The sequence below is a fragment of the Gemmobacter nanjingensis genome (assembly GCF_014652195.1).
Taxonomy (GTDB): Bacteria; Pseudomonadota; Alphaproteobacteria; order Rhodobacterales; family Rhodobacteraceae; genus Gemmobacter; species Gemmobacter caeni.
In genome coordinates, this window is the sequence record NZ_BMYI01000009.1 from 25,218 (window position 1) to 36,801 (window position 11,584).

Sequence of the window (11,584 nt, forward strand, 5' to 3'; positions counted from 1 at the left end):
GGGTTTATCCCTTGATAAGCTTCTTGCGCAGCCAGCCCGACAGGCTGTCCATCGCCATGACCATCAGCACGATCAGCACCATGTAATAGGCGACCTCTTCCCAGTCTTTCTGGGTGATGATGGCCTGGGTCAACAGCAGGCCGATGCCGCCGCCGACGATGGCGCCGATCACCGTGGCGCTGCGGGTGTTGGATTCGAGGTAGTAAAGCACCTGGCTCACCAGCACCGGCGTCACCTGCGGGATCACCCCGAACCGTGCGCGCTGCACGGCGCTGGCGCCGGTGGAGCGGATGCCCTCCACCTGTTTCTCGTCGATGTTTTCCAGCGCTTCCGAGAACATCTTGCCGAAACTGCCGGTGTCGGTCAGCAGGATGGCCAGCGCGCCGGTCATCGGGCCGGGGCCGAAGGCCCGGCTGAGGATGATGGTCCAGATCAGCCCGTCCACGCCGCGGATGAAATCGAACACACGGCGCATGGCAAAGCGCAGCGGCCCCAGCGGCATGAAGTTGCGCGCGGCCAGAAAGCCCAGCGGTAGGGCGATCACTGCCGCCCCCATGGTGCCAAGGAAGGCCATCAGCACGGTTTCAAACATCGCCCAGGCGACGTCGCCATGACGCCACATGCGGTTGTTCCAGAACTCGGACAGCATATAGCCCAGATTGCTGCGCGCAGGGTCCACCCGATCCCCCCACAGCGCCAGCGCGGCCAGTTCGCCCGCGCCCTTGCCTGCGAAGGGGCTGTCGAGTGTGAAGAAGAACAGCTCCCACCCTGGCTGGTAGCGGAAGGTTTCAACCTTCGACCGGGTATAGGCGAAGCGCCCGGCATCCGTGGTGACGCTGACCCGGTTGTCAGAGGCGTTGATCCAGTCTGGCAGCGGTTCAGGCGCGGTCAGGCGCAGCTTGCCGTCTTCGGGCGCGATGTCGATGGTGCCGTAGCCCGGCACCACATAGCGCGCACCGGCCGCGTCATAAGTGACGATATTGCCGCCGCCGAGGTCGATGACCGTGGTGTCGCCCGTCTGCATCACCCAGTCGGGCAACTGGCCTTCGGGGTAAGCCCCTTTCGCCTCGCCTTCGATGGCGACGCTCAGCCTGCCGCTGCGGTTGTCGCGGGTCACATGGGTCTTGTAGGACCAGAAATCCGACAAAAGGATGACCGCATTGTCAGGCCGCATCCGCGCGGCAATGCCCGCGATATCGAAGGCGAAGAAGATATAGACAAAATAGGCGCAGATCACTGCAGGCACCGCCAGCGCCATGCGGCGACGCAGGGTAAAACGCCGAATGACCGTTTCGGTCAGCGGAGCGCGGGCCCCGGTAAAATCGGTCACGGCCATGTTCAGCGCCCCCTCACCAGTTTTTCACGCGCGCGGTCCGACAGGCGGTCGATGGCCACGATGGTCAGGAACAAAAGCAGGAAGATCGCGACGACTTCGTCATATCGCCCCTGCCCCCATTGCATCGCCAGTTTCAGATCGTGGCCGATGCCGCCCTCGCCCACGAAGCCAAGGATGGCCGAGGCGCGCACATTGATTTCAAACCGCAGCAGCGCATAGCTGAGCCAGTTCGGCGCCACCTGCGGGATGACACCGAGCCACATCTTCTGGCCCCATGTGGCGCCAACCGAGGTCAGCCCCTCGACCGGCTTCAGATCGGCATTTTCGGCCACTTCGGAAAACAGCTTCCCCAGAGCCCCCGAGGTATGCAGGGCGATGGCGATGACTGCCGGAACCGGGCCACCGCCCAGGAGGTAGATCAGCACCAGCGCGATGACGATTTCGGGCACGGCGCGAAAGGCATCCATCATGCGGCGAAACACGCCGGTGAAGCGCGGCCAGCGCGACAGCCCCCGCGTGGACAGCAAGGCCAGCACCATGGCGGCCAGCCCGCCCGCGAGTGTGGACACCGCCGCGATGTTGATCGTCTCGATCAGCGAGGGCACATGCGCCCAGATCAGGCCCGGCACCTCGGCCCGTTTGGCCCAGGCTTCGGAAATCACTTCCGACGGAAAGGCAAAGACCTGCGGCAACCCGTCGATAAAGCCACCCGCATTGCGGCTTTCAGCCAGACGGAAACCCGAGGCCATCAGCGCCACGAACAGCACCAGCAGAATCCCGCCATACATGCGGCGGCGACGCACCAGATCAAGATAGGCGTCGCGCCCGTTCGTGGGGCCGGGGCCTTTGTCGCCCTGCGGGCCGAAGGCGATATCTACCATTGTGCAGTCCTGTTGCAGGGCCGGAAAAGAAATTGCCGGGCTCCCTTCAGGGAACCCGGCGACACGTCAGAAAAACTCACATGCCTTCTTGCAGCTTCCGGGCCGCAACGATGCCCAGATACTCGTCATGGGTAACCGGAACGAAGTCTTTGGCTTCGCCCGCAGCCACGCCATAGGCGCAATCCTTGTCGGTTTCATGAAGATCGGCGGTCAGCGCGATCACCTTGTCCTTGACGTCCTGCGGCAGCGCTTTGCGCACCACCATCGGCCCTTCGGGGATCAGCTTCGACTTCCATATTTCCACGAGGTCATTCATGTCGACGAGGCCCGCATCGGCAGCCTTGCGGAAGGCGCCGGAATTGTAGCCGTCTTCCCAGTTGCCCAGACCGTCAGCCCAGCTTACGCCAGCGTCGAAATCGCCCTTGGCAACGCCGACGATGGTTTGCTCGTGGCCGCCCGAGAATTTCACTTCACCGAAGTAATCTTCCAGCTTGCCATACTTCTCTTGCAGCTCTGCACCCGGCACCAGATAGCCCGAGGTCGAGTTCGGTTCACCGAAGGCAAAGACCTTGCCCTTGGCATCCTCGATCGAGGTGATCCCCGAGTCCTTGCGGGCGAAACCGATCGAGTAGTAGCCGGTCGAGCCGTCCATGTTCTGCTTGGTCAGAACCGGCTCCACCGCTTCCGGGTCGGTCAGGTAGATCTTGGCATAACCCGAGGCGCCCAGCCACGCGAGGTCAAGCGTGCCGCCCAGCAGGCCCTGGATCACGCCGTCATAATCGGCCGGGGTAAAGACCTTGACCGGCACGCCCAGCGCCTCTTCGATCTTCGCGCGATAGCATTCGTTCGAGGTCATGCGATCCTGGGCGTTTTCGCCGCCAAGAATACCCACGTTGAACTGGGTGATGCCTTCGGCACTGGCGGCGCCGGTCAGCGCGGTGGTCGCGGCAAGGGCGAGGAGGAGGTGTTTCATCGATGTGCTCCGGGTTCTGCCCTGCATTCTGCGGGGCGGGTGAAACGGGTTCAGTTGGCCAGCATCCGCTCGGCCCAGGCCCGGTCGGGCGCGGTATCGGCGGGAATGGCGGTCGAGGTCGCGGCCTCGTTGAAGCTGTCGTCGGCGCCGTAGATGTCGCGCGCGACGCCGGTCGAAAGCTGTTCCGGCGTGCCGTCAAAGACGATGCGGCCGTCCCGCATGCCGATCACCCGGTCGCAATAGCGCCGCGCGGTATCCAGCGTGTGCAGGTTGGCAATGACCATGCGGCCATCCTCGACATTGATGCGCTTCAGTGTGTCCATCACGATCTGCGCATTCATCGGGTCGAGGCTGGCAATGGGTTCGTCGGCAAGGATGATACGGGGGTCCTGCATCAGCGCCCGCGCGATGGCGACGCGCTGCTGCTGGCCACCCGAAAGCGCCTCGGCCCGTTTTGGCGCCTGCTCGGCGATGCCCAGCCGGTCGAGGATTTCCAGCGCCTTCAGGATGTCGGCGCGGGGCCAGAGGTTGAACAGCGTTTGCAGGGTGGACCGACGGTTCAGAATGCCATGCAGCACGTTCGAGGCCACATCCATGCGTGGCACAAGGTTGAACTGCTGGAAGATCATCGCGCAGTCACTTTGCCAGGCGCGGGCGGCGGCACCTTTCAGCGCAAGGATATCACGACCCTCAACCATGATCTGTCCGGCGCTGGCGTCGGTCAGGCGGTTCATCATGCGCAGGAAGGTCGACTTGCCTGCACCGGACCGGCCAATGATCCCCACGAAGGCGGGGCGGTCGATATCAAAGCTGATCGCGTCCACCGCGGCCTTCTGGCCGAACACGCGCGATACATTGCGGACTTGCAGCATCCCCGCCCCTTCCGTTCGAGTCGGGGCGATTGCTATGCGGGCCGCATGACAGCCACGCCAAAGTCAGGTGACGACTTGGTGACAATGCGGGCGAACAGGGCGGAAAGCCGGTTGGTCACGCCCCTGACGCGAGGGCAGCACCGCGCGGTACCGCCCTCTGGTTGCCGCGCCGGGCTTCAGCGGTCAAACATCGCCAGCTTTGCGAAATCAAGCTGTTCCAGCACCGGAATCATCGCCGCTGGCTCCATCCCCTGCGCCTGCACCAGCACCCGGTTGCCGACCAGCGCCGACAGGTCGGTTCCCTGTTCCAGCATATCCTGCCCGCCAACCTTGGTGACCTTACCCATCATCTGCATCATCTGCGCGTTGCCCAGCATCCCCGCCATCGAGGCCACCAGCGGGCTGTCCGCCGTCAGCGTCAGGGTGAATCCGTTGCCATCAGCATCGGAGTAGCGCGCGGAAATCAGCGTTCCGGCCATGCCCATCATCGCCATGCCATTGGCAGCTTCGGCATCGACCTCACGCGTCCAGCCCGAAGGCGCCTCGGGCAGCAGGGCTTGCAGTCGCTTCGATTGCAGGGCCTGCACCGCCTTCCCGGCAGCAATCACCTGCGCCGCGGTCCCGTTCAGGTCACCCGCTTCATAAGCCGCTTTCGCAGCGTCAAGCGCGTCGGTTACCTCGTCGGCAAAAGCAGGCGTGGCCAGCACAAATCCGGCACAGGCGGCAAAAATGGCTTTCTTCAGCATATCTTCCTCGTGTTCTGAAATCCGTCAGCCCCGCAGAAAAACCGGGGCCAGTGCACACCTGACGCGAGGAAGTCGCCCTGGTCCAGCAGAAACCGACATTCGGGTGGCATTTCCTTCCGCCGCCCCGCCACCCGTTCCACCGGACAACCGGTTCGCAACCGGCCCGGTTACGACGGGTTTCCTATCGGAAACGACATTTCCGCTTGCAAGAATCTCAGGGCTTCCGTAATTCCGGCGGCGGGACACCTCTCCCCAACGAGAGGCTTATATCTGGAAGGATACCATGGCTGATCTGATCGCCCCGGCTGCGCGCCCGGCCAATCCGCGTTTTTCGTCTGGCCCCTGCGCCAAGCTTCCCGGCTTCACCCTCGACATGCTTGCTGATGCGCCGCTGGGCCGCTCGCACCGTGCCGCCGTGGGTAAGGCGAAGCTGAAAGAGGCCATCGACCTCACCCGTGAAATTCTGGGCGTGCCCGCCGATTACCGCATCGGCATCGTGCCCGCCTCTGACACCGGCGCCGTGGAAATGGCGCTGTGGAGCCTTCTGGGCGCGCGGCCGGTTGAAATGCTGGCCTGGGAATCCTTCGGCGAAGGCTGGGTCACCGATGTCGTCAAGCAACTGAAGCTGGATGCCAAGGTGCAGAAGGCCGGCTATGGCGAGATCGTCGATTTCACCACCGTCGATTTCGACCGGGATGTCGTGTTCACCTGGAACGGCACCACCTCGGGCGTGCGCCTGCCGAATGGCGATCCGATCCCGGCAAACCGCGCGGGCCTGACCATCTGTGACGCGACCTCGGCCGCCTTCGCGATGGACCTGCCCTGGGACAAGCTCGATGTCACCACTTTCTCCTGGCAGAAAGTGCTGGGCGGCGAGGGCGGCCATGGCGTGCTGATCCTCAGCCCGCGCGCGGTGGAACGGCTGGAAAGCTACACCCCGGCCTGGCCCATGCCCAAGATCTTCCGCATGACCAAGGGCGGCAAGCTGATCGAAGGCATCTTCACAGGCGAAACGATCAACACCCCGTCGATGCTCTGCGTCGAGGATTATCTGGTCGCGCTGAAATGGGCGAAGTCCATCGGCGGGCTGAAGGGGCTGATCGCGCGCAGCGAAGGTAACGCCAGGGCCATCGCCGATTTCATCGCCGACAAGGACTGGATCGCCAATCTGGCGGTCGATCCGGCCACGGCCTCCTGTACCTCGGTCTGCCTGAAGTTCACCGATGCCCGCATCAAGGACGGTGCTGCCTTCGCCAAGGCCGTCGCGAAGCGGCTGGAGAAAGAGGGCGTGGCACTGGATGCGGGTGCCTATCGGGACGCACCTCCGGGCCTGCGCATCTGGTGCGGCGCGACGGTGGAAACCACCGATGTGGCGGCACTGATGCCTTGGGTTGAATTCGCCTTTGCGGCGGAAATAGCGGCGCTGACCGAAGCTGCCTGATCCTTTCGGGGGCGCCCCGATGCGCCCCCTCCCCACAATCCCCCGGATGCGCCCTGCGCATCAATGTGAACATACATTCGCAAAGGATACCGCAATGGCTCCCCGCGTTCTCGTCTCCGACGAACTCTCTGAAACCGCCGTCCAGATCTTCCGCGACCGTGGCGTCGAGGTCGACTACATGCCGAAGCTCGGCAAGGACAAGGAAAAGCTGGCTGAACTCATCAACCAGTATGACGGTCTAGCCATCCGCTCGGCCACCAAGGTCACCGAAAAGCTGCTGGAAAGCGCCACCAACCTGAAGGTCGTGGGCCGCGCCGGTATCGGTGTCGACAACGTCGACATCCCGGCAGCTTCGAAGAAAGGCGTGATCGTGATGAACACGCCCTTCGGCAACTCGATCACCACAGCCGAACATGCCATCGCCATGATGTTCGCCGTCGCCCGGCAAATCCCCGAGGCCAATGCCTCCACCCATGCCGGGAAATGGGAAAAGTCGAAATTCATGGGGGTCGAGCTGTTCAACAAGACGCTCGGGGTGATCGGCGCGGGCAATATCGGCGGCATCGTCTGCGACCGTGCGGTTGGGCTGAAGATGAAGGTCATCGCCTATGATCCCTTCCTCTCGGAAGAGCGCGCGAAAACGCTGGGTGTACACAAGGTCGAGCTGGAAGAGCTGCTGGCCAAGGCTGATTTCATCACGCTGCACGTTCCGCTGACCGACAAGACCCGCAACATCCTGTCGCGCGAGAACCTCGCCAAGACCAGGAAGGGTGTGCGCATCATCAACTGCGCCCGCGGCGGTCTGGTGGATGAGGCGGCACTGAAAGACGCGCTGGACAGCGGCCATGTGGCAGGGGCGGCGCTGGATGTGTTCGAAGTCGAACCGGCGACCGAAAACGTGCTCTTCGGCCACCCCAATGTCGTCTGCACCCCGCACCTCGGCGCCTCGACCACCGAAGCGCAGGAAAACGTCGCGCTGCAAGTGGCCGAACAGATGTCGGACTACCTGCTGACCGGCGCGGTGCAAAACGCGCTGAACATGCCGAACGTCACCGCCGAACAGGCCGCCGTCATGGGCCCCTGGATCAAACTGGCTGACCATCTGGGCGCCTTCATCGGCCAGATGACGGACGAGCCGATCAAGGCCATCAATATCCTCTACGATGGCCGCGTGGCGGACATGAACCTCGCCGCGCTGAACCAGTCGGTCATCGCCGGCGTCCTGAAGGCGCATAACCCGGATGTGAACCTCGTCTCCGCCCCCATCGTGGCCAAGGACAAGGGCATTCAGGTTTCGACGACCAAACAGGACAAGACCGGCGCCTTTGATGCCTATATCAAGGTCACCATGGTAACGGACAAGCGCGAACGCTCGGTCGCGGGCACCTGCTTCGCCGATGGCAAGCCGCGCTTCATTCAGATCAAGGGCATCAATATCGACGCCGAGGTCGGCGCCCATATGCTCTACACCACCAACGAGGACGTGCCGGGCATCATCGGCCTTCTGGGCATGACCATGGGCAAGAACGGCGTGAACATCGCCAACTTTACCCTTGGCCGCTCCGGCGTGGGGCAGGACGCCATCGCGCTCCTGTATCTCGATCAGGCCATCGACCCGAAAGTGGTCGACACGCTGGAGGCGACCGGCATGTTCCAGCAGGTCAAACCCCTTCAATTCCACGTTGCATGATACGAAAGGGCCGGGCATCCCCCGGCCCTTTTCCTTTCAAAGCGGCGCGACAGCCGTTCCGCCCGTGAAATCCGCTCACCCGCGCCGCAACCCGGCCTCAGCGCCTGTGGCACCCTTGCCCTTTGCCCCTTGTCCAAATACTCCACGGGGGTCCGGGGGCGTGAAGCCCCCGGCGCTTTCCATTCCGCGAAGGGATACCCCATGCGCGCCTATGCCATCGGTGACATCCACGGTCATCTGAACCTGCTGCTTGCCGCACATACCTTCATCGCAGAGGATATGGCCCGCCATGGCGGCCCTGCGCCGGTCATCCATCTGGGTGATCTGGTGGATCGCGGCCCCGACAGCCGCGGCGTCATTGAGCATCTGATGCAGGGGCAGGCACGCGGCGAAGACTGGGTGGTGCTGAAGGGCAATCATGACCGCATGTTCAGCCTGTTCCTGGATGACCCTGCGGCACAGGACCCGGGGCTCCGGCCCGATTACACCTGGCTGCACCCGCGCCTTGGCGGGGCAACCACGCTCGCCTCTTATGGCATCCATGCCCCCGGCGACCGGCCGGTCGCGCCGGTCCATGCCGATGCGCTGGCGGCTGTGCCGCAGGCACACCGGGACTGGCTGGCCTCCCGCCCCACGATGCACCGGGCAGGCGATCTGGTCTTCGTCCATGCCGGCATCCGCCCCGGTGTCGCGTTCGAGGATCAGACGGAAACCGATCTGGTCTGGATTCGCGAACCCTTCCTCTCGGACGACCGCGACCATGGCGCGCTGATCGTGCATGGCCATACCGCGCTGGATGCACCGACGCATTACGGCAACCGGCTGAACCTCGACAGCGGTGCCGCCTATGGCGGGCCGCTGACCGCCGTCGCCTTCGAGGGGCGCGAGGTATTTCACCTGACACCCTCCGGACGCGTGCCATTGCAACCCTGAGCCGCGCGCAACCCGAACAAAACGCCACAATCCCGTCACCCGGCGGTAAGCTGGCGTTAATCGACCCGGCACAGGCTGGACTGCGGGGGCAGGTCCAGCAAGGGAGTGTCGGAAATGACGGTGGAAATGATCGACGGAATGCGCGTTCTGAAACTGAGAGATCATTCGCGCAACGCCCAACCCAGGGGCGATGACATGGTGACCATGGTGCATCTGTGGCGCCTGCTCTCGGGCGGGCACGCCCTGCGCGACACGACGCTGGCGCCGCGGCGGTTTCTCTGACCCGGCTCAGGGGGCCGGTTCTGGCCCCCTGCCCCCAGCCACGGGCCGACCGCGCAGGCCGAAGGCCAGCGCCGCCAGCACCACCATGGCGGACAACATTGCCAGCAGAAGGAACAGGCCGCGCGGCCCCATTGACTCGACCATATGGGCAAGTGCGAAGGGCATCCCGATGCCCCCAACCAGACCACCAGCGACGATCAGCGGCGAAACACGGGGATCATGGCCCATGCGCTGCACCGCTGCGACGAAGTAACCGGGGAAGATCGTCGCGGCAAAGGCGCCAGAAGCCACGAACATCCAGCCCGGCGAGATGACCATGGCCCCGCCCAGAGACAGCGCCAGCCCTGCGACAGACAGTGTAAACAGCGTGAAGGGCGCCACGAGGTGTGCGACAAAGACCAGAAGGATACGCGCCGCCAGAAACGCCACGAAGAACAGGCTGAGCATTTCAGCAGCGCCCACCTCGGACATGCCGCTGCGCACCAGAGCGGCGGGGCCAAGGCCGATCAGGGTGGCCTCGAACCCCACCCCGAAGGCACCGAAGCCCAGTATGATCCAGTCGGCCCGCAGGCGACCATGGGCCGTATCGGCCAGCGGACGCCCGATGTCGCGGGCAAGCACAAGCGTCACGACGAAACCGGCAGCCAGCACCAGAAACAGCGGCCGGAAGGTCCCGGCGAGCGCGACAAAGGCCAGTGGCGCAAGGATGGCCCCTGCCCCGAAAACCGCATTGATCAGTGTCAGCATTGCCGGGCCGCGCGGCCCGTAGGCGGCCAGCAGGCGCGGGTTGAACAGCACGGCGGCGCAGCCCTGCCCCATCCCGGCCAGCACCGCCCCCGCCAGCATCACGCCCCATCCCATCCCGGCGCCCAGCAGGGCCGAGCCCGCTGCCAGCACGATCACCACAACACGCGGCGTCATCCGCGCGCCCAGCGCGAACATCGCCGCCACCCCCGCGGCAGCGCCGATCCAATGCGCAGTGAACAGCACCGAAACCGAGGCCAGCCCGCGCCCGGTTTCCCGTGCGATCACCGGCAGGGCCGGACCATAGACCGCCTGCACCGCACCCATCAGCACAAAGACCGCCATTCCCGCCGCCAGCAGGACGTGCCGGTCCCGCGCTGTCATTTCCATATCCGTCTCCTGCGGCGTTGCCGCCTTTGCCTTTCGCCCGCTGATGACGCAACGTCAGACTCGCGCCCATCGCGCCCTGCCGCCAGTCTCGCACCGACCCGAGTGAAAGGCTTCCTCATGACCGACATCGTTATCCTCTCTGGTGCCCGGACTGCAATCGGCGCTTTTGGCGGCAGTCTCTCAGGCTTTGCCCCCATCGACCTTGCCACCCATGTCGCGAAAGCCGCGCTGACGCGGGCGGGGGTGGCGCCGGGCCAGATCGGCACGACGGTCTTCGGCCATGTGATCAATACCGAACCGCGTGACATGTATCTGTCGCGGGTTGCGGCGGTGCAGGCCGGGGTGCCCGAAACCGCACCCGCGATGAACGTGAACCGGCTGTGCGGCTCCGGCGCGCAGGCGGTGGTTTCTGCGGCGCAGATGCTGATGCTGGGGGATGCCGATTTCGCGCTGGCGGGTGGCGCGGAATGCATGAGCCGCGCGCCCTATGCGCTGCCTGCCGCCCGCTGGGGGCAGAAGATGGGCGACGCCCGCGCACTGGATATGATGACCGGCGCGCTGACCTGCCCCTTCGGCACCGGGCATATGGGCGTGACCGCCGAGAATGTGGCGGCGGAATGCGGCATCTCGCGCGAGGATCAGGATGCCTTCGCTCTGGAAAGCCAGGCCCGCGCCGCCCGCGCCATCGCGGAAGGCCGGTTCAGGGACCAGATTGCGCCCATCGAGATTCAGGGCCGCAAGGGCACCGTGATCTTTGACACCGATGAACATCCCAAGGCCACCACCGCCGAGGCGCTGGCCGGGCTGAAAGCCGTATTCCAGAAAGGCGGCAGCGTCACAGCGGGCAATGCCTCCGGCATCAATGACGGGGCCGCGGCGCTGGTGCTGGCGCGGGCCGACGCGGCAGAGAAAGCCGGACTGACGCCCCGCGCCCGCATCCTTGGCTATTCCGTCGCCGGTGTGCGGCCCGAGGTGATGGGCCTTGGCCCCATCCCCGCCGTGCGGCAACTGATGGAGCGTACGGGCCTGACGCTGGCTGATTTCGACGTGATCGAATCGAACGAAGCTTTCGCAGCCCAGGCCCTGGCGGTGACGAAGGAACTGGGGCTTGATCCGGCGAAGGTGAACCCGAATGGCGGCGCCATCGCACTGGGGCATCCGGTGGGCGCAACTGGCGCGCTGATTACCGTGAAAGCGATGTACGAGCTGGAGCGGATCGGCGGCAAGCGCGCCATCGTCACCATGTGCATCGGCGGCGGTCAGGGCATCGCGCTGGCGCTGGAGCGGATCTGACCG

11 protein-coding genes are annotated in these 11,584 nt (G+C 64.6%); 5 read left to right on the forward strand and 6 right to left on the reverse strand.

Going from position 1 to position 11,584, the window contains the following annotated elements; all coding sequences use genetic code 11:
- Positions 1 to 4 precede the first annotated feature (4 nt).
- The 5 genes from phnE (IE126_RS14695) to IE126_RS14715 form a co-directional block, all read right to left on the reverse strand.
- Entirely contained in the window at positions 5 to 1,336 is a 1,332-nt protein-coding gene (gene phnE, locus IE126_RS14695) for a phosphonate ABC transporter, permease protein PhnE (RefSeq protein ID WP_189381441.1), read from the reverse strand.
- Positions 1,337 to 1,338: 2 nt separating this feature from the next.
- Positions 1,339 to 2,217, reverse strand: a complete 879-nt coding sequence (gene phnE, locus IE126_RS14700) for a phosphonate ABC transporter, permease protein PhnE (protein WP_189381442.1) — start codon at positions 2,215 to 2,217, stop codon at positions 1,339 to 1,341.
- 76 nt (positions 2,218 to 2,293) lie between these two features.
- On the reverse strand, positions 2,294 to 3,190 hold the full coding sequence (gene phnD / locus IE126_RS14705) for a phosphonate ABC transporter substrate-binding protein (RefSeq protein ID WP_108128651.1): 897 nt from the start codon (positions 3,188 to 3,190) through the stop codon (positions 2,294 to 2,296).
- Between the two features lie 50 nt (positions 3,191 to 3,240).
- Positions 3,241 to 4,062 carry a phosphonate ABC transporter ATP-binding protein gene (gene phnC / locus IE126_RS14710; RefSeq protein ID WP_054301950.1) on the reverse strand — a complete coding sequence of 274 codons (822 nt, stop codon included), beginning with the start codon at positions 4,060 to 4,062 and terminating at the stop codon, positions 3,241 to 3,243.
- Between the two features lie 176 nt (positions 4,063 to 4,238).
- Complete coding sequence (locus IE126_RS14715; protein WP_054301951.1) at positions 4,239 to 4,808, reverse strand: hypothetical protein; 570 nt, start codon at positions 4,806 to 4,808, stop codon at positions 4,239 to 4,241.
- 283 nt (positions 4,809 to 5,091) lie between these two features.
- On the opposite strand from IE126_RS14715, the gene IE126_RS14720 reads away from it, so the two are divergent.
- The 4 genes from IE126_RS14720 to IE126_RS14735 all read left to right on the forward strand — a co-directional run bounded on the left by IE126_RS14720 (position 5,092) and on the right by IE126_RS14735 (position 9,154).
- Positions 5,092 to 6,249: a phosphoserine transaminase gene (locus IE126_RS14720; RefSeq protein ID WP_054302841.1), complete on the forward strand. Its 1,158-nt coding sequence runs from the start codon at positions 5,092 to 5,094 to the stop codon at positions 6,247 to 6,249.
- Positions 6,250 to 6,343: 94 nt separating this feature from the next.
- Positions 6,344 to 7,939 carry a phosphoglycerate dehydrogenase gene (serA, locus tag IE126_RS14725; RefSeq protein WP_054302840.1) on the forward strand — a complete coding sequence of 532 codons (1,596 nt, stop codon included), beginning with the start codon at positions 6,344 to 6,346 and terminating at the stop codon, positions 7,937 to 7,939.
- A 201-nt stretch (positions 7,940 to 8,140) separates the two neighbouring features.
- Positions 8,141 to 8,872, forward strand: coding sequence for a metallophosphoesterase (locus tag IE126_RS14730; protein WP_108128656.1), 732 nt, complete (start codon positions 8,141 to 8,143; stop codon positions 8,870 to 8,872).
- Positions 8,873 to 8,986: 114 nt separating this feature from the next.
- A complete protein-coding gene (locus IE126_RS14735) occupies positions 8,987 to 9,154 on the forward strand; it encodes a hypothetical protein (RefSeq protein ID WP_158640712.1) in 168 nt (55 codons plus the stop codon).
- Positions 9,155 to 9,160: 6 nt separating this feature from the next.
- Here the strand turns inward: IE126_RS14735 and IE126_RS14740 are convergent, their stop codons facing one another.
- Positions 9,161 to 10,288, reverse strand: coding sequence for an MFS transporter (locus IE126_RS14740; protein ID WP_054302838.1), 1,128 nt, complete (start codon positions 10,286 to 10,288; stop codon positions 9,161 to 9,163).
- Between the two features lie 117 nt (positions 10,289 to 10,405).
- Between IE126_RS14740 and IE126_RS14745 the strand changes: the two genes are divergently transcribed.
- Positions 10,406 to 11,581, forward strand: coding sequence for an acetyl-CoA C-acyltransferase family protein (locus tag IE126_RS14745; RefSeq protein ID WP_189381443.1), 1,176 nt, complete (start codon positions 10,406 to 10,408; stop codon positions 11,579 to 11,581).
- Positions 11,582 to 11,584 lie beyond the last annotated feature (3 nt).